The 18,722-nt window shown below is 70.2% G+C and carries 14 protein-coding genes, 2 tRNA genes and 1 pseudogene; 14 read left to right on the plus strand and 3 right to left on the minus strand.

Annotated elements, in window-relative coordinates:
• Positions 1-48: 48 nt before the first annotated feature.
• Positions 49-1,239: an acyltransferase family protein gene (locus tag IE313_RS34125; protein WP_189939182.1), complete on the minus strand. Its 1,191-nt coding sequence runs from the start codon at positions 1,237-1,239 to the stop codon at positions 49-51.
• A gap of 687 nt (positions 1,240-1,926) precedes the next feature.
• Here IE313_RS34125 and IE313_RS34130 point away from each other — a divergent pair.
• Positions 1,927-2,121: a hypothetical protein gene (locus IE313_RS34130; RefSeq protein ID WP_189939185.1), complete on the plus strand. Its 195-nt coding sequence runs from the start codon at positions 1,927-1,929 to the stop codon at positions 2,119-2,121.
• A 200-nt stretch (positions 2,122-2,321) separates the two neighbouring features.
• Here the strand turns inward: IE313_RS34130 and IE313_RS34135 are convergent.
• Positions 2,322-2,395: transfer RNA gene (locus IE313_RS34135), tRNA-Gly, on the minus strand.
• 203 nt (positions 2,396-2,598) lie between these two features.
• On the opposite strand from IE313_RS34135, the gene IE313_RS34140 reads away from it, so the two are divergent.
• The 5 genes from IE313_RS34140 to clpX all read left to right on the plus strand — a co-directional run bounded on the left by IE313_RS34140 (position 2,599) and on the right by clpX (position 7,689).
• Positions 2,599-2,675: transfer RNA gene (locus IE313_RS34140), tRNA-Pro, on the plus strand.
• A gap of 273 nt (positions 2,676-2,948) precedes the next feature.
• A complete protein-coding gene (gene tig, locus IE313_RS34145; RefSeq protein ID WP_189939186.1) occupies positions 2,949-4,367 on the plus strand; it encodes a trigger factor in 1,419 nt (472 codons plus the stop codon).
• 487 nt (positions 4,368-4,854) lie between these two features.
• A complete protein-coding gene (locus tag IE313_RS34150) occupies positions 4,855-5,460 on the plus strand; it encodes an ATP-dependent Clp protease proteolytic subunit (RefSeq protein WP_189939207.1) in 606 nt (201 codons plus the stop codon).
• Between the two features lie 50 nt (positions 5,461-5,510).
• Positions 5,511-6,221, plus strand: coding sequence for an ATP-dependent Clp protease proteolytic subunit (locus IE313_RS34155; protein WP_189939189.1), 711 nt, complete (start codon positions 5,511-5,513; stop codon positions 6,219-6,221).
• Between the two features lie 181 nt (positions 6,222-6,402).
• Entirely contained in the window at positions 6,403-7,689 is a 1,287-nt protein-coding gene (gene clpX, locus IE313_RS34160) for an ATP-dependent Clp protease ATP-binding subunit ClpX (RefSeq protein WP_189939209.1), read from the plus strand.
• Positions 7,690-7,801: 112 nt separating this feature from the next.
• On the opposite strand, the gene IE313_RS34165 is transcribed toward clpX, so the two are convergent.
• Entirely contained in the window at positions 7,802-8,812 is a 1,011-nt protein-coding gene (locus IE313_RS34165) for a hypothetical protein (RefSeq protein ID WP_189939191.1), read from the minus strand.
• Between the two features lie 135 nt (positions 8,813-8,947).
• Here IE313_RS34165 and IE313_RS34170 point away from each other — a divergent pair, with 135 nt between their 5' ends.
• From IE313_RS34170 to IE313_RS34205, 8 genes and pseudogenes are all read left to right on the plus strand, one after another.
• The gene (locus tag IE313_RS34170; RefSeq protein ID WP_189939193.1) at positions 8,948-11,569 is read left to right on the plus strand and encodes a valine--tRNA ligase; all 2,622 of its coding nucleotides are present in this window, start codon (positions 8,948-8,950) and stop codon (positions 11,567-11,569) included.
• 101 nt (positions 11,570-11,670) lie between these two features.
• Entirely contained in the window at positions 11,671-13,203 is a 1,533-nt protein-coding gene (gene folC, locus IE313_RS34175) for a bifunctional tetrahydrofolate synthase/dihydrofolate synthase (protein WP_189939195.1), read from the plus strand.
• Between the two features lie 3 nt (positions 13,204-13,206).
• Positions 13,207-13,566, plus strand: coding sequence for a DUF4233 domain-containing protein (locus IE313_RS34180; protein WP_189939197.1), 360 nt, complete (start codon positions 13,207-13,209; stop codon positions 13,564-13,566).
• A 204-nt stretch (positions 13,567-13,770) separates the two neighbouring features.
• Positions 13,771-14,184, plus strand: a complete 414-nt coding sequence (gene ndk / locus IE313_RS34185; RefSeq protein ID WP_189939199.1) for a nucleoside-diphosphate kinase — start codon at positions 13,771-13,773, stop codon at positions 14,182-14,184.
• 1,103 nt (positions 14,185-15,287) lie between these two features.
• On the plus strand, positions 15,288-16,307 hold the full coding sequence (locus tag IE313_RS34190; RefSeq protein ID WP_189939211.1) for a rod shape-determining protein: 1,020 nt from the start codon (positions 15,288-15,290) through the stop codon (positions 16,305-16,307).
• A gap of 268 nt (positions 16,308-16,575) precedes the next feature.
• Complete coding sequence (mreC, locus tag IE313_RS34195) at positions 16,576-17,646, plus strand: rod shape-determining protein MreC (protein ID WP_189939202.1); 1,071 nt, start codon at positions 16,576-16,578, stop codon at positions 17,644-17,646.
• Between the two features lie 11 nt (positions 17,647-17,657).
• Positions 17,658-18,332: a rod shape-determining protein MreD gene (mreD, locus tag IE313_RS34200; RefSeq protein ID WP_189939205.1), complete on the plus strand. Its 675-nt coding sequence runs from the start codon at positions 17,658-17,660 to the stop codon at positions 18,330-18,332.
• Positions 18,333-18,449: 117 nt separating this feature from the next.
• A pseudogene (locus tag IE313_RS34205) lies at positions 18,450-18,722 on the plus strand (penicillin-binding protein 2); the annotation flags it as partial.

Genomic DNA, 18,722 nt, shown 5'->3' on the forward strand with positions numbered 1-18,722 from the left:
GGGCTGGTGCCCCTGACGTCAGGGGCACCAGCCCGAAACCTCCCCGGGTCAGGCCTTCGTCTTGCTGCGTTCGCGCGCGGCCTGTGCGGGGTCCTGCCGGAAGGCCCACTTCATCTCGGGCTCCATCACGCACCGGAAGACACGCCGGACGGGGGCGGTGCACAGCAGGGTCACGAGGACCGCGGCGATCACGGTCACCAGGATCTCGCCGACGGGCTTGTGCAGGATCGGGAAGTCGTCGTACCAGCCGTAGAAGCCCGCGGCCTTCACCACGAAGCCGTGCAGCAGGTAGCCGTACAGCGTGCCGGAGCCGAGCGTGGTGAACCACATCTGCCGTCCGGGCACCCAGGAGAAGAAGCACGCGACGAGCACCAGCGAGCAGCCGAAGAGCGCGAGGGTCATCACGATCCCGGCCCACCAGGGCGTGCCCAGCTCCTGCGCGGCGTCACGGTGGAAGAACCAGGCGGAGTTCATGCGGGTGGCGGCCCAGTACGAGAAGGCGCCGGCGAAGAGGAAGACGGGCACCGCGGCGATCCGCACCGACTTGCGGCGCACCAGCCGGAAGTGCTCGGGCTTCAGGCACAGGCCCAGCACGAAGAACGGCAGGAACTGGAGCACCCGCTGGAGGTCGAGGTCGTCACCGATGTCGGGGGAGACCGAGGCCAGTGCGGCCACGCCCAGGGCGACGGGCAGCGGCCAGCGGATCATCTTCCAGATCGGGGTGGTCATGCGCCAGATGAACAGCGCGATGAGGAACCAGGTCAGGAACCACGGGTCGAGCAGGCTGATGGCGTGCGACGGGTCGTCGTCGCCCCAGCGCTTGAAGAGGGAGTAGGCGACCTCGAAGACCACGTAGGGGACGACGACACCGGTCACCAGCCGCCGGAGGCGGTCCGGGCGCATGTCGAAGCTGCGTGAGAAGTACCCGGAGATGATGATGAACGCCGGCATGTGGAAGGCGTACACCAGCATGTACAGGGCGGTGGCGGCGCGGCTGCCGTCGCGCAGCGGCTCCCAGGCGTGGCCCATGGCGACCAGTACGATCGCCAGGTACTTGGCGTTGTCGAAGAACGCGTCGCGCTGCTTGGCGGGCTTGGCGCCGGAGGCGGAGGACGGCGCGCCCGGCCGGGTGGGGCGGGCGGCATCGCCGGAGCGAGGGGCCGGTACTCCGTCCGACGGCTGCCGCTCCGGCGGGAGCGGCACCGACTGCCGGCCGGAGGGGCGCAGTGAGTTGATCACAGGCCCTCCCACCAAGAACTCGGCGATACGATCCGTGATCTCGCGGCGTTGGGGGTCATGGCGGCGTCGAACATCTGAGGCAGCCTAGCGCCGCGCAGCCGATTCCGTAAAACCCCGATCCCGATTACGGGTTAAAGGCGGTGGCGCCTTCGTTATTCAACAATGTCGACTTGATGATTGACATCCTTTGTTGGGGGAACACTGCGGAGTCGTTCATTCCGCCCTGTCCGGTACGCCCCACCTGGTGCCGTTTGATCGGTACATTACGGTCAAAGTGCTCATGCCGCAATGTACCGGTTCGTCGGAATCGCTGTCGGATTTGGGGGACTTCGGCGCCCGTGTTTCCTGTGTTCCCGCTGTGTGGGGGATGTGCTGCTCGTATGCGTCGTCCGGGCCCTCTCGAATTAACCGTCCGCGCTATGCGCGGCAAGGGCGGCGATCAAGCCGAAAGTTAATGTGACACACCCCACGTGAAATTGGCCGGGCGGCACCGGTGTTCACGTCCATTCGGGTCGCCGGACCGATCGCCGCCCCGTCCTCCCCGGCCGACTCGCCGGGAGCACGGCCGACGTTCCGTCACTCCTCGCATAGCCCGCCCCGGTTGGTGGCACGATGGTCATGGCGGGGGAGTGCAGGGTCGTACCCCCCGGGCCGGAGAGTGGACCGACCGAGGGTGTGTGATCAGTTGTGGCCATTTCGCTGTCCGTGGTGCTGCTGTTGGCGGTCGTCCTCGTCGTGCTGATGCGCGGGGGATCGATGAAACCGGGCCCCACCATCGTCGCCGTGCTCTTCGGCTTCTTCCTCGCGTCGACGGGCATCGCCCCCGACATCAACCGCTTCCTGAACTCGATAGCCGACACCATCAGCTCGATCAAGTTCTGAGCCCGCGGCCCCGCGCCGGGAGCCGGGACCGCTTCCGGCGGCCGGGTCCCGGCACGGGGTACCGGCCCGGCAGCCCGGCGCCCCGGCCGCCGGTGCCCCGGTACCCGGGCGGACCGGCCCCGGGGGCAGCTCCCGGGGCGCACGGCCCGGGCGCACGAGAGCGGCCCGACCGGCGGGGATCCGCAGGTCGGGCCGAGGTGTGGAGCGGGCGACGGGAATCGAACCCGCGTAGCTAGTTTGGAAGACTAGGGCTCTACCATTGAGCTACGCCCGCACAGCGGGTTCCGCTGGACGCTGCATGTCAGCGGGACCGCACGCAGAGCATCCTAGCGGGTCGTGCCGTCCCGCCGCACACCCCGGGCAGCCCCCGACGCGTCCCCTGTGTCCCGTACGCCCCGCGAGGCATCCCGCGCACCCCGGCACGCGCAATGCGGCAGCCGCACTGCCTGCGGCCATGTACCCTACGTGTCGCACCGACGGGGTGTGGCGCAGCTTGGTAGCGCGTCCGCTTTGGGAGCGGAAGGCCGTGGGTTCAAATCCCGCCACCCCGACCAGGGACTCCTTTCCCGGACCCTCCCCGTGCGCACCCACCCGTGCGCACCGGGGCCGGTCAGGCGCCTCAAGGGCTGATCACGTTGTGGGTCCCCTCCCGCGCACGGTTACTATGCAAGCTGCGCGCCTGTGTGTCTGCGTATCTCTTACGGCTGCCTCACGACTGCAGGGCAGTCCCCGAGGGCCGTCCGTGCAGGACACGGTCGTGCCGACGGGGCCGCGCAGCAGCGCGTCCCGCGCAGAACCCCAGATGTCAGCCACAAGGAGACCCAACCGTGAAGAGCGCCGTGGAGACCCTGAACCCGACCCGGGTTCGGCTCACTGTCGAGGTGCCCTTCGAGGAGCTCAAGCCCAGCCTCGACGCGGCGTACAAGAAGATCAACCAGCAGGTCACGGTGAAGGGCTTCCGCAAGGGCAAGATCCCGGCCCGGATCATCGACCAGCGGTTCGGTCGCGGCGCCGTGCTGGAGGAAGCCGTCAATGAAGCGCTCCCGAAGTTCTACACCGACGCGGTCAACGAGGGCGAGCTGAAGGTCCTCGGCCAGCCCGAGGTCGACATCAAGGAGCTCAAGGACGGCGAGCTGCTGTCCTTCACCGCCGAGGTCGACGTCCGCCCCGCCCTGGAGATCCCCGACTACTCGGGCATCGAGGTCGAGGTCGACGCCATCGAGGTCACCGACGAGGACGTCGACAAGGCGGTGGACGAGCTGCGCGAGCGCTTCGCCTCCACCACCCCGGTCGAGCGCGCCGCGCAGGAAGGTGACGTCGTCACCCTCGACCTGGAGGCCAAGGTCGACGGCGAGGTGCTCCAGGACGGCGTGGCGAGCGGTGTTTCGTACACGATCGGCTCCGGAGAGCTGCTGGACGGCATCGACGACGCCGTCACGGGCCTGGAGGCAGGCGGCGAGGCCACCTTCACCTCCGAGCTGAAGGGCGGCTCCGCGGCCGGCAAGGAGGCCGAGGTCACCGTCAAGGTCACCCAGGTCGCCAGCCGGGAGCTGCCCGAGCTCGACGACGAGTTCGCCCAGCTCGCGTCCGAGTTCGACACCCTTGAGGAGCTGCGCGACGACAGCCGCCGGCGCCTGCGGAACACCAAGGAGTACGACCAGGCCACGCAGGCCCAGGAGCGGGTGCTCGACAAGCTGCTCGAGCTGGTCGAGGTCCCCGTCCCCGAGAAGCTCCTCGAGGACGAGATCGGGACCCGCAAGCACAACCTGGAGCACCACCAGCTCGCCCAGATGGGCCTCGACCTCGCGAAGTACCTGGAGATCCAGGGCAAGAGCGAGGAGGAGTTCGAGACCGAGACCAGGGAAGCCGCGGTCAAGGGGATCAAGACCCAGTTCGTCCTGGACGAGCTGGTCACCCAGGAGAAGCTGAACGTCAACCAGGAGGAGCTCACCGAGCACCTCATGCGGCGTGCGGCCTCCTCCGGCATGTCGCCCGACCAGTTCGCGCAGGCCGTCGTCGAGGGCAACCAGGTGCCGATGCTGGTGGGCGAGGTCGCCCGCGGCAAGGCGCTCGCCGCCGTCGTGCAGGCCGCCACGGTCAAGGACACCAACGGAGAGGTCGTGGACCTCTCCGACGAGGAGGAGGAAGCGGAGGAGGCCGCGGCCGAGGGCGGCGAGACCGCCGAGGCCGCATCGGAGACCGCCGAGACCGCCGAGGAGAAGTCCGAGGAGAAGTCCGAGGGCTGAGCCCCGGGCGTCCCCGAGGCTTCCCTCGGGCGTCCCCACGCTCTGCCGGCCCCGGGCGCGTCCGCGTCCGGGGCCCCTCCGTCGCACCGCACGCCGCGGCGGCGCCCCACCCCGGGCGCGTCCCCGGCCCCGGGGGTCCGCCCGGGTGCGCCCACGCCACCACGAGCACCCCCTCGGACGCCCCGGAATCCCCCGCCCGACCGGCCGCAGCACCGTGTGCCGCCCCCTCCGGCGCCCCCGGCCCCCGGTGCTCCCGGCCGGGCCCCTGGGCCCCGTACCGCCGCCGGGCGACCTGCGCTGACAGCGAACAGTTCCCTGACCGGGATGGCTCCCGCCTGCCTGCGCGTTAGGGTCCATGAATACGAGGGCAGGGGAGTCCCCGAACGCCGCCGGGAGGCGGCAGGCCGCGGGGTCCCAGGCCCCAGGAGAAGACGTGAGACGGCCCGGCGCCGTCGTAAGACGAGCAGGTGGATACGTGACGAATCTGATGCCCTCCGCCGCCGGCGAGCCTTCCATCGGTGGTGGCCTCGGCGACCAGGTCTACAACCGGCTGCTCAACGAGCGGATCATCTTCCTCGGCCAGCCGGTGGACGACGACATCGCCAACAAGATCACCGCACAGTTGCTGCTCCTCGCTGCGGACCCCGAGAAGGACATCTTCCTCTACATCAACAGCCCGGGCGGCTCGATCACGGCCGGCATGGCGATCTACGACACCATGCAGTACATCAAGAACGACGTGGTCACCATCGCCATGGGCATGGCGGCATCCATGGGTCAGTTCCTGCTGAGCGCGGGCACCCCGGGCAAGAGGTTCGCCCTGCCGAACGCGGAGATCCTCATTCACCAGCCCTCCGCCGGACTCGCGGGCTCCGCCTCCGACATCAAGATCCACGCGGAGCGGCTGCTGCACACCAAGAAGCGGATGGCCGAGCTCACGGCCCAGCACACCGGCCAGTCGGTCGAGCAGATCACCCGAGACTCCGACCGCGACCGCTGGTTCGATCCGATCGAGGCCAAGGAGTACGGCCTGATCGACGACATCATGCCCACGGCCGCCGGCATGCCGGGCGGCGGCGGCACCGGGGCCTGAGGGCCCCGAGAAGCCCGTAGCCGCCCGCCTCAGCCCCTCAAGGAGACCCAGTGAACGACTTCCCCGGCCGCGGCCTGTACGACCTCTCCCGCGGCCCCGAAGGCGCCGGAGGCGCCCCCGGAGCCCAGTACACGGGACCGCGCGCAGAGTCCCGCTACGTGATCCCGCGCTTCGTGGAGCGCACCTCGCAGGGCGTGCGCGAGTACGACCCGTACGCGAAGCTCTTCGAGGAGCGGGTGATCTTCCTCGGCGTCCAGATCGACGACGCCTCGGCCAATGACGTCATGGCCCAGTTGCTGTGCCTGGAGTCGATGGACCCCGACCGCGACATCTCGGTGTACATCAACAGCCCCGGCGGCTCCTTCACGGCCCTGACGGCGATCTACGACACGATGCAGTTCGTGAAGCCGGACATCCAGACAGTCTGCATGGGCCAGGCCGCGTCCGCCGCCGCCGTCCTGCTGGCGGCCGGCACCCCGGGCAAGCGCATGGCCCTGCCGAACGCCCGTGTCCTGATCCACCAGCCCTACAGTGAGACGGGCCGGGGCCAGGTCTCCGACCTGGAGATCGCGGCGAACGAGATCCTGCGGATGCGTTCGCAGCTTGAGGAGATGCTGGCCAAGCACTCCAGCACGCCGATCGAGAAGATCCGCGACGACATCGAGCGCGACAAGATCCTCACCGCTGAGGACGCGCTGTCGTACGGTCTGATCGACCAGATCATCTCCACCCGCAAGATGAACAACTCGACCGTCGTCTGATCAGCCGGCGGCACCATCGGAGCACCCCTTGGCACCGGCCCGGGACGCGCGGCGTACCGGCCATGACGAAGCGAACCGTGCCAAGGGGGGCCCGAACGGGGGGCCAGGCAAGGTACCGTCGGGTATGAGGCACCAGGAGACGCCGATCATGGCGACTCCCAGGCGATTGGGGAAGCACCTCGTGGCACGCATCGGTGACGGCGGCGATCTGCTCAAGTGCTCGTTCTGCGGAAAGAGCCAGAAGCAGGTCAAGAAGCTCATCGCAGGCCCCGGTGTGTACATCTGCGACGAGTGCATCGACCTCTGTAACGAGATCATCGAGGAAGAACTCGCCGAGACGAGCGAGGTGCGCTGGGAAGAACTTCCCAAGCCCCGCGAGATCTACGAGTTCCTGGAGGGCTACGTCGTCGGCCAGGAGGCCGCGAAGAAGGCCCTGTCGGTCGCGGTGTACAACCACTACAAGCGGGTCCAGGCCGGTGAGAACGGCGGCGCCCAAGGGCGCGAGGACCCCATCGAGTTGGCCAAGTCCAACATCCTGCTGCTGGGGCCCACGGGCTCCGGCAAGACACTGCTGGCCCAGACGCTGGCCCGCATGCTCAACGTCCCGTTCGCGATCGCCGACGCGACGGCCCTGACCGAGGCGGGCTACGTCGGCGAGGACGTCGAGAACATCCTCCTGAAGCTCATCCAGGCCGCCGACTACGACGTCAAGAAGGCCGAGACGGGCATCATCTACATCGACGAGATCGACAAGGTGGCCCGCAAGAGCGAGAACCCGTCGATCACCCGGGACGTCTCGGGCGAGGGCGTCCAGCAGGCCCTGCTGAAGATCCTGGAGGGCACCACTGCCTCGGTCCCGCCGCAGGGCGGCCGCAAGCACCCCCACCAGGAGTTCATCCAGATCGACACCACGAACGTCCTGTTCATCGTGGGCGGTGCCTTCGCCGGCCTGGAGAAGATCATCGAGGGCCGGGCCGGCGCCAAGGGCATCGGCTTCGGCGCGACCATCCGCTCCAAGCGGGAGCTGGAGGAGAAGGACCAGTTCGAGGACGTCATGCCGGAGGACCTGGTCAAGTTCGGCATGATCCCCGAGTTCATCGGCCGCCTCCCGGTCATCACCTCGGTCCACAACCTGGACCGCGAGGCGCTTCTGAAGATCCTCGTGGAGCCGCGCAACGCCCTGGTGAAGCAGTACCAGCGCCTCTTCGAACTCGACGGCGTGGAGCTGGACTTCGAGCGCGAGGCCCTGGAGGCCATCGCCGACCAGGCCATCCTCCGCCAGACCGGCGCCCGCGGTCTGCGCGCCATCATCGAGGAGGTCCTGATGTCGACGATGTACGAGGTGCCGTCCAGGAAGGACGTCGCCCGCGTCGTCATCACCGCCGATGTCGTCCACTCGAACGTCAACCCCACCCTGATTCCCCGTGACGCCCGCGGCCGGGGCCCCGGCGAGCAGAAGTCGGCCTGACCGGCCGCACCCGGACAGCATGCAGAAGGAAGCGCCCCGGCGGACCGCCGGGGGCGCTTCCTTCTGTTCTCGTGTGCGTCGAGCCGCCCCGGCCGTCAGGGCGCAACGTGGCCTATGCCTTGACGCGTACGTCCTTGCGCAGGTCCGCCGTCATCTGAGCGGACTCGTCGAGCGGCACGCCCTTGCCGCCCGCGGCCGCCACGCCCATGCCGATCGTGCTGTAGTCCGCCCACATGCACATGTACTGGGTGTCGACCTTGCCGGTGTCCGCGTTCTTGCCCTGCGCCTTCTGGCACTTCATGACCGCGCCGTCCAGCCCGTCGGGGCTCACCTCCTCGGGGTCGCCGAGGAGCTTGACGTTGCTGTCCGAGTCCTTCTTCATGTCCGCGAAGGCCGAGTCGAGCGCGGCGTTCGGGTCCTTCACCGTGCCGTAGAGGCCGATGAACGTGAGCGCCTTGGAGGACGCGATGTCCGTGGGGCTGAGCGAGCTGGGGTCGTTGAGGTCGACGGTCGAGTAGATCGCCTGGACCTCCTTGGCGCCGGTGATGCCGCTCGCGGCCAGGTCCTTGGCCTCGCCCGACGAGGCGTCCTGCGGGCCCTGGTCCTGTCCCTGGCGCTTGTACTCGCCCCCCATGACCGTCGCGGGCGTGGTCAGCTTGTGCGGCCCGTCATCCGCCACGTCGCCGTTGCCGCCGCCCGACGTGAACCACCACACCCCCGCGCCGATCGCCACCAGCGCCACCACGGTGCCGACGATGACACCGGTCTTCTTCTTCCCGCCCCCCGGCGCGGGCGGCTGCATGCCGTACGGCGGTGGCTGCTGGCCGTAACCCGGCTGCTGCCCCGGCTGCCCGTACGGGCCGGGCTGCTGGCCGTACCCCGGCTGCTGCCCGTAGGGCCCGGGCTGCTGCCCGTAGGGCCCTGGCTGCTGCGGAGCGGCCCCCGGCTGCTGCGGGTAGCCGTAGCCGGGTTGCTGCGGGGGCTGCTGCGGGTAGCCGTAGCCGGGCTGCGGTGCCTGCGGCTGCTGGCCGTAGGGGCCCGGCTGGCCGTACGGGCCCGGCTGGCCGTACGGCCCGGGCTGCTGAGGCTGCCCGCCGTACGGGCCCGGCTGGTTGTGACTCATTGCGGGGTTCCCCTCCAGTACTCATGCGTGACGAACATCCTGGCGCAATCGGCACAACGATGGGGGCCCAGAGGTCCCACCGTTACGAAACCCGCTGGTTTCAATGCGGGACCGTGACGCCTCTAAACTGGCCGGGTGACCGACAAGACTCAGCAGCACTCAGCGACCCCCACGGAACTGCCGACCCAGTACGCGCCGGCCGAGGTAGAGGGGAAGCTGTACGAGCGCTGGGTAGAGCGCGGTTACTTCGAGGCCGACGAGAACAGCGCCAAGGAGCCGTACACCGTCGTCATCCCCCCGCCGAACGTCACGGGCAGCCTCCACCTGGGGCACGCCTTCGAGCACACCCTCATCGACGCGCTCACGCGCCGTAAGCGCATGCAGGGCCACGAGACGCTCTGGCAGCCCGGCATGGACCACGCGGGCATCGCCACGCAGAACGTGGTCGAGCGCGAGCTCGGCAAGGAGGGCAAGTCCCGGCACGACCTCGGACGTGAGGGGTTCGTCGAGCGGGTCTGGCAGTGGAAGAACGAGTCCGGCGGGCAGATCTCCGGCCAGATGCGGCGCCTGGGCGACGGCGTCGCCTGGAACCGCGAGCGCTTCACCATGGACGAGGGCCTCTCCAAGGCCGTCCAGACCATGTTCAAGAAGCTCTACGAGGACGAGCTGATCTACCGCGCCGAGCGCATCATCAACTGGTGCCCGCGCTGCCTGACCGCCATCTCCGACATCGAGGTGGAGTACCAGGACGACGACGGCGAACTGGTCTCGCTGCGGTACGGCGACGGTGACGAGAGCGTCGTGGTGGCCACCACACGCGCCGAGACCATGCTCGGCGACACCGCGGTGGCCGTGCACCCCGACGACGAGCGGTACGCCCACCTGGTGGGCCGCACCGTCCGCCTGCCGCTCACCGAGCGCTCGATCCCGGTCGTCGCCGACGCGCACGTGGACCCCGAGTTCGGCACCGGCGCCGTCAAGGTGACCCCGGCGCACGACCCGAACGACTTCGAGATCGGCCAGCGGCACGGCCTGCCCGCCCTCGCCGTGATGGACGAACACGCCGTGATCACGGTGCCCGGTCCCTTCCAGGGGCTGGACCGCCTGGAGGCGCGCAGCGCCATCGTGGCGGCCCTGCGCGCCGAGGGGCGGATCGTGGCCGAGAAGCGCCCCTACGTCCACTCCGTCGGACACTGCTCGCGCTGCAAGACCACCATCGAGCCGCGGCTGTCCATGCAGTGGTGGGTCAAGGTCGGGCCGCTCGCCAAGGCCGCGGGTGACGCGGTGCGCGACGGCCGGGTCGCCATCCACCCGCAGGAGATGGAGAAGCGCTACTTCGACTGGGTCGACAACCTCCACGACTGGTGCATCTCGCGCCAACTGTGGTGGGGCCACCGCATCCCGGTCTGGTACGGGCCGGACGGCGAGGTGGTGTGCGTCGGCCCGGGCGAGGAGCCCCCGAGCGGTGCGGGCTGGACGCAGGACACGGACGTCCTCGACACCTGGTTCTCCTCCGGGCTGTGGCCCTTCTCCACCCTCGGCTGGCCCGAGCGGACCGGCAGCCTCGCGAAGTTCTACCCGAACTCCGTGCTGGTCACGGGCTACGACATCCTCTTCTTCTGGGTCGCCCGGATGATGATGTTCGGCCTGTACGCGATGGACGGCACCCCGCCGTTCCACACCATCGCCCTGCACGGCATGGTCCGCGACCAGTTCGGCAAGAAGATGTCGAAGTCCTTCGGCAACGCGGTCAACCCGCTCGACTGGATGGACAAGTACGGCTCGGACGCGCTGCGCTTCACGCTCGCGCGCGGCGCCAACCCCGGTGTGGACGTCCCGATCGGCGAGGAGTGGGTGCAGGGCTCCCGCAACTTCGCCAACAAGATCTGGAACGCCACCCGCTTCGCCCTGATGAACGGGGCCACGGTCGAGGGACCGCTGCCGGTGCCCGAGCGGCTGTCCGCGACCGACCGCTGGATCCTGTCCCGGCTGAACGAGACCGTTGCCGAGGTCGACGCCTTCTACGACGACTACCAGTTCGCCAAGGTCTCCGACGCGCTGTTCCACTTCGCCTGGGACGAGGTCTTCGACTGGTACGTGGAGCTGTCCAAGACCACGTTCCAGGCGGGCGGGGACGCCGCGGAGGTGGCCAAGCGCGTCCTCGGCGAGGTCCTCGACGTCACCCTGCGGCTGCTCCACCCGATCGTGCCCTTCGTCACCGAGATCCTCTGGACGGCACTCACCGGCGGTGAGTCCGTGGTGATCGCCGACTGGCCGGCGGACAGCGGCTTCCGGGACACCGCGGCGGCGGGTGAGATCGCGACCCTCCAGCAGGTCATCACCGAGGTCCGCCGGTTCCGCGCCGACCAGGGGCTCCAGCCGGGCCAGCGGGTCCCCGCGCGGCTGCGGCTGGACGGCACGCCGCTCGCCCCGCACGAGGCCGCCATCCGGCAACTGCTGCGGCTCCAGCCGGAGGGCGAGGCGTTCACGTCCACCGCGACGCTGCCGGTGGCCGGTGCGGAGGTGGCGCTCGACCTGTCCGGCGTGATCGACTTCGAGGCCGAGCGCAAGCGCCTCGAAAAGGACCTCGGCGCGGCCGAGAAGGAGCGCACCCAGGCCGAGCGGAAACTCGGCAACGAGGCGTTCCTGGCGAAGGCGCCCGAGGACGTGGTCGACAAGATCCGCGGACGGCTGGCCAAGGCCGTGGCCGACATCGAGCGGATCCAGGGGCAGATCGGCCGGCTGCCCTCGGCGTGAACGCGGCCAGGTGAGGTCGGGCGGGCCCGCGGCCGCGGACCCGCCCGACGTTGTCCACAGGCTGTGCGGGCGGCCGCCCGGCGGTTCGTAGACTGGGGGGCGTGAGTGAGAAGCCCCCGTACGACAGCGCGCCCGACGGCGACGGCGAACCGGATCCCCTGGAGCGGTTCGAGGACATCGTGGCCGCCGAGACCGAGCGCGATCCCGACCTCGCGGTGATCGAGGCGGGCAGCCGCACCCTGCGGACCCAGGCGGGCCCGCCCGAGGGCGACGTCCCGGCCAGGCCCGCCGACCCGGAGGTGGACAGGTCCCTGCGCGAGGTCGAGGCGGAGCTGGCGAGCCGCTGGGGCGAGACCAAGCTCGAACCCTCGGTCAGGCGCATCTCCGCCCTGATGGACGTCCTCGGCGAGCCGCAGCGCGGCTACCCCTCGATCCACATCACGGGCACCAACGGCAAGACGTCCACGGCCCGGATCATCGAGGCCCTGCTCACCGCCTTCGAGCTGCGCACCGGCCGCTACACCTCGCCGCACGTCCAGTCGATCACCGAGCGCATCAGCCTGGACGGCGCCCCGATGGCGCCCGAGCGCTTCGTGGAGACCTACCGCGACATCAAGCCGTACATCGAGATGGTCGACGAGCGGGAGGAGTACCGGCTCTCCTTCTTCGAGGTGCTGACCGGCATGGCGTACGCCGCGTTCGCCGACGCGCCCGTGGACGTCGCCGTCGTCGAGGTGGGCATGGGCGGCTCCTGGGACGCCACCAATGTGATCGACGGCTCCGTCGCCGTGATCACGCCCATCGACCTCGACCACACCGACCGGCTCGGCGGCACGCCCGGCGAGATCGCGGTGGAGAAGGCCGGCATCATCAAGCAGGGCGCCACCGTGATCCTGGCCCAGCAGCCGGTGGACGCGGCCCAGGTGCTGCTGAAGCGCGCGGTGGACTCGGATGCGACGGTCGCCAGGGAAGGGCTGGAGTTCGGGGTGGTCTCCCGGCAGGTCGCGGTCGGCGGGCAACTGCTGACACTGCGCGGCCTCGGCGGCGAGTACGAGGAGATCTTCCTCCCCCTGCACGGCGCGCACCAGGCGCACAACGCCGCGGTGGCGCTCGCGGCGGTGGAGGCGTTCTTCGGCGTCGGCGCCCAGCACGACCGCCCCCTCGATCTCGACACCGTGCGCAAGGCCCTCGCCTCGGTGGCCTCGCCGGGCCGCCTCGAGGTGGTACGCCACTCGCCCACCGTCGTCCTGGACGCCGCGCACAACCCGGCCGGCGCGCGGGCCGCCGCCGACGCGGTCAGCGAGGCCTTCGGCTTCAGCCGGCTGATCGGAGTGGTCGGCGCCAGCGACGGCAAGGACGTCAAGGGCCTGCTGGAGGCATTCGAGCCGGTCTTCACCGAGATCGTCGTCACCCAGTACTCCCAGTCGCGGGCCCTCGGCGCCGACGACCTCGCCGGCATCGCCGTGGAGGTCTTCGGCGAGGACCGCGTCCAGGTCGAGCCCCGGCTCGACGACGCCCTGGAGGCCGCCATCACCCTCGCCGAGGAAGAGGGTGAGTTCGCGGGCGCGGGCGTCCTCGTCACCGGCTCCGTCTTCACCGTCGGCGAGGCCCGAGTGCTCCTGGGAAGGGGCTGAGCCTTGCGTACGCTCTGCGCTTCGACCCTGCTGGGAGAGTTCTTCGTCGTCGGCTTCGCCGGTCTGGTGGCGATGAAGGACCCGGCCCTGTCCATGACCACCGTCTGGACGGTCTGCGGTGCCGCGATGCTGCTCAGCCTGCTGCTGTGCGGGATGGTCACCCGCCCGGGCGGGGTGCAGCTCGGCTGGCTCCTCCAGATCGCACTGATCGCGTCCGGCTTCGCGGTGCCCGCGATGTTCTTTTTGGGCGCCGCCTTCGCGGCCCTGTGGTGGTGCTCGGTGCACTTCGGCCGCAAGGTGGACGAGGCGAAGGCGGCGCACGCGGCCGCCTCCGGCGCCCGCGCGGACGCGGACGCCGGTTAGCCGCCCGTGCCGCCGCGACCCTGCCGCGGCGGGGGGAACGGCGCGGTCGCCGTCGACCGGGCGCGGGCCTCATCACCGGCCCGAGGCCGCGGCCCGTGGCATCCGAGTTGCGCGGACCGCGCTGCTGACGTCACGTGAGAGGGGACCGGCCACGCCCTGTAACCTCTGATCGCCGCACTTCTTGCCACTGAAGGAGCCACCGCCGTGTCCCAGCGCACCCTCGTCCTCCTCAAGCCGGACGCCGTCCGCCGCTCGCTGGTCGGCGAGATCGTCGGCCGTATCGAGAAGAAGGCGGACTGGCGGATCGTGGCACTGGAGCTGCGTACCCTCGACCGGGCCACGCTGGAGCAGCACTACGCCGAGCACGTGGGCAAGCCGTTCTACGAGCCGCTGGTGGAGTTCATGGCCTCCGGACCGGTGGTGGCCCTGGTCGCCGAGGGCGAGCGGGTGATCGAAGGCGTGCGGCGGCTCGCGGGTCCGACCGACCCGATCGCGGCGGAGCCCGGCAGCATCCGCGGCGACTTCGGCACCATCACCCGCGAGAACCTGATCCACGCCTCGGACTCCGAGGAGTCCGCCGAGCGCGAGCTGAAGATCTTCTTTCCCGGCCTCGTCTGAACCCGGCACCGGTCAGGCGGCCACCCGGTCGGCCGGTAGCGGGACCGGCCGGTAGCGGTACCCGGCCGGGGCCAGCGGGACCGGTCGGCGACGAAAACAGCCGATGGCCCGGCCCGGGCAGCCGAAAGGACGCCCGGGCCTGGAGCCAGCACGGGGCCGACCGGGTTGGAGCGGGCCGGGAGCGGGTCCGGAGCCGACGGTGACTGCGATCGGGAGTGGACCGGGGAGCCGGCGCCCGGGGGAGCCGGCCGAGGTCTGCCGGTACCGGGCCCTTGCACCCGGAAGACGGGCCCCGCACTCGAACGACGGGCCCGCACCCGGACGTCTGATCCCGGAAGCCGGAAGCCGGAAGCCGGAAGCCGGAAGCCGGAAGCCGGAAGCCGGAAGCCGGAAGCCGGAAGCCGGAAGCCGGACCCGGGCGCTCGATCCCGAACCCGGGCCCTGGATCCCGGATCCTGGATCCTGGAACGCGGAAGCCTGATTCCGGACCCGGGCACCCGGCCCCGGAACCCGGATTCCGACACCGGGGGCCGCGCCCGGCCCCGGGGAGCACGTTCGGCCGCATCGCCCTCCGAGCCGTCCGAGCCTGTCCTTCTCCCCCTGCTCCCCCTGCCGCGCACCGCACGCGTCCGGCCATTCCGGCGCCGTGCCCGGGGTGCCGTGCGAAGATCCAAAAGCGGGCCCGCCCACCATTCGTCCGCGGGTCAGCCACATCCGGATCCATCTGTTCCGTTCCTCCCGTTCCCTGCCGTCCCTCCCGTCCCGAGCCGGCCACGAGTGGCCAGGCACACCCCGGACGGCGTAAGTTCTGATGGGCAGTCAGCCAGGCACGCGTCTGACCAGGTCCGGCAGAAGAAAACCGGCCGCCGAAGGGCATATGCGCGCCGATCGGGGGAACGCATGCCTCCATCGGCACGTCTGCATTAGCGAGGCGGCGGATCATCTGCTGACAATGGCGAAGACCCTCGCGCAGGGTTTGTGCAGGCCGGACTACGATGGAAGCCTTCACGCCACAGCAGCACCCACCGCACCCACCTTTTTGCCGACCTGAATAGCCATCAAAGCCACTTGGGAAGGCCAGACGCATCCTCATGGGGAGCAACATGTCGTTCATCGGCCGTGACATGGCTGTCGACCTCGGGACCGCCAACACGCTGGTGTACGTCAGGGGTCGGGGCATCGTTCTCAACGAACCGTCCGTGGTCGCGATCAACACCAACACCGGCGGCATCCTCGCCGTGGGCACAGAGGCGAAGCGGATGATCGGCCGCACGCCGGGCAACATCGTCGCCGTACGGCCCCTGAAGGACGGTGTGATCGCCGACTTCGAGATCACCGAGCGGATGCTCCGCTACTTCATCCTGAAGATCCACAAGCGCAGCTACCTGGCCAGGCCGCGAGTCGTGGTCTGCGTCCCCTCGGGCATCACCGGCGTCGAGCGCCGGGCCGTGATCGAGGCGTCGTCGCAGGCCGGCGCCCGCCAGGTGCACATCATCGAGGAACCCATGGCGGCCGCCATCGGCTCCGGCCTGCCCGTCCACGAGGCCACCGGCAACATGGTCGTGGACATCGGCGGCGGCACCACGGAGGTCGCGGTCATCTCGCTCGGCGGCATCGTCACCGCCCAGTCGATCCGTGTCGCGGGCGACGAGCTGGACAACGCGATCATCCAGCACATCAAGAAGGAGTACTCGCTCCTGCTCGGTGAGCGCAGCGCGGAGCAGATCAAGATCACGATCGGTTCGGCCTACGACCTCGACGCCGACGAGCACACCGAGATCCGCGGCCGCGACCTGGTCTCCGGGCTCCCGAAGACCGTGGTCATCTCCGCCGGCGAGGTCCGCAAGGCCATGGAGGAACCCGTCAACGCCATCGTGGACGCCGTCAAGACCACGCTCGACAAGTGCCCGCCGGAGCTCTCCGGGGACGTCATGGACCGCGGCATCGTGCTGACCGGCGGCGGCGCCCTGCTGCGCGGTCTGGACGAGCGGTTGCGGCGTGAGACCGGCATGCCGATCCACATCGCCGAGAACCCGCTGGACAGCGTCGCGCTGGGCTCCGGCAAGTGCGTCGAGGAGTTCGAGGCGCTGCAGCAGGTGCTGGACGCCAAGCCGCGCCGATGAACCACCCACAGGAACCCGCCGTACGGACGTCTCATCCCGTGCGGCGGTTCTGGATATAGCGGTACGAAGCGCCCCGGGAGCCCCGGCTCCGGTCTCTCGGGACGCGGCACAAACGCCGGCACCCCGGCCATGCGCACCACCCGTACTCCCGTCATTCCGTATTCCGTCATCCCTGTCATCCCCGACATCCCCGATATCCCGTCATCCCCGTAACACCCGACAAGCCGACACACCGAGAATTCCGAAGAGGAAGGCACGGCCGCCGCACGTGAGGGACACACGAGAGAGCCGGCTGCTCCTGGTGCTGCTGATCGCCATCGCGTTCGCACTGATCACGGTGGACATCCGCGGCGGCGAGGACTCACCGGTCGACGGTGCCCGGCAGGCCGCCGCCACCGTCTTCGGCCCGGTCGAGAACGGCCTCGCGGGCGCCGTCGACCCGGTCGGCAACGCCGTCGCGGCGGTCCGCGACTCGGGCCACCGCCACGACCGCGTCTCCGAACTGGAGCGGGAGAACGCAGCACTCAAGGCCAGGCTGGGCAGCGACGACCGCACCCGCAGCCAGTTGCGCCAATTCGACAAGATGCTCAAGACCGCAGGCACCGGCCGGTACGGCATCAAGGGCGCGCAGGTCATCGCCATCGGGGCGGCCCAGGGCTTCTCCTGGACCGTCACCATCGACGCCGGCACCAAGGACGGCATAAGGCGTGACATGACCGTGCTCAACGGCGACGGCCTGGTCGGCCGGGTCACCACCGTCGGCCCCGACACCGCGACCGTCCTGCTCGCCAACGACCCGGACTTCAGTGTCGGCACCCGTATGGAGAAGACCGACGAGCTGGGCTTCGCGTCCGGCAGCGGCGACCGCCCGATGCGGGTCCAGCTCCTCAATGGCAAGGCCAGGGTCAAGAAGGGCGACCGGCTGGTCACCTTCGGATCCGAGGCGGACAAGCCGTTCGTACCCGGTGTCCCGGTGGGCACCGTCGTGCGCGTCGACCCGTCCGGGGGCGACCTCACCCGCACGGTCTACGTACAGCCGTTCGTGTCGTTCACCAAGCTCGACGTCATCGGAGTGGTCGTCCAGCCGCCGCGCACCGACCCGCGGGACGCGGTGCTGCCCGCCGCGCCCAAGCCCACGCCCACGCCCACCGTCACGGTGACCGTCACGCCCAACGCCCCGCAGGGCCAGAACCAGCAGAACCAGCAGAACCAGCCGGACGAGAACGGCGCCGGTGCGAACCAGCCGGGCGACGGCGCCCAGCAGCCCCAGGACGGCGCGCAGCCACCGGGCAACGTCCAACAACCACAGGGTGACGCCGCCCAACAGCCGCAGCAGTAGGAGCTGGAACCATGCGCTTCAACCGAATGCTGCTCTCCACGGCACTCGTGGTCGTCGCCCTGGTCCTCCAGGTGTGTGTGCTGGCCCGGCTGCACCTGCCGGGCGCGGTCCCCGACCTGGTGCTGCTCACCGTGCTCGCCCTCGCCCTGGTCTACGGCCACGTCGGCGGCGCCCTCATCGGCTTCGGCGCGGGCCTGCTGGCCGACCTGGCACCGCCCGCCGACCATGCGGCGGGCCGGTACGCACTGGTGCTCTGCATCGTCGGCTACGCCGCCGGCCTCGCCAAGCCGGAGCACGGCCGCCTGCAGTCCCTGATGCGCCCGATGCTGGTGGTGGCCGCCGCCGCGGTCGGCTCCACCCTCCTCTACGCGGGGGTGGGCGCCCTGGTCGGCGACACCGCCGCAAGGCACGTGGGCCTGATCGGCCTGCTGATCACTGCCGTGATCTACGACCTGGTGCTGGCCCCGTTCACCGTGCCGCTCCTCATCGCGCTGGCCAGACGCGCCGAGAACGACCCCCTCGCGGACCCCGCGGGCAGCGGCACCTCCGCCGATGTCGCCTCCGGCTGGCTGGCCTCGGGCACCGGCCTGAACATCGGCGACCAGCGCGGCGGGGGCCTGCGGATCAGGGCGGCGAAGGCGCGCGTGGCCCGCGCCGGCCGCATCAAGGGGGTCAAGCGGTTGTGACGACGCTCCCCGTCCGCCCCGCTCCCCGTCCCGCCCCGGCCCATGTACATCCGCCGGCGCGACCGGCCGCCCCGGCGGCCGCGCCCCGGCACCGCACCGACTGAGGGGAGGAACCACGTGACGAACATTCCGGAGACCGGACGCACGCCCCGGGTCCAGATCAGGCTCGTGGTCATCCAGATTCTCGTCCTCTCGCTCCTGCTGACCCTCGGCGGCCGCCTCTGGTTCCTCCAGATCCGCGAGGGTTCGCAGTACGCCAAGGAGGCGTCAGGCAACCACGTCCAGCAGGTCGTCCAACCGGCGACGCGCGGCGCGATCCTGGACGCGCGCGGTGTGCCGCTCGCCGACAACGAGACCCGGCTCGTCGTCTCCGCCTCCCGCACCAAGCTG

The sequence above is a fragment of the Streptomyces sulfonofaciens genome (assembly GCF_014656295.1).
In the GTDB taxonomy this organism is placed as follows: Bacteria; Actinomycetota; Actinomycetes; order Streptomycetales; family Streptomycetaceae; genus Streptomyces; species Streptomyces sulfonofaciens.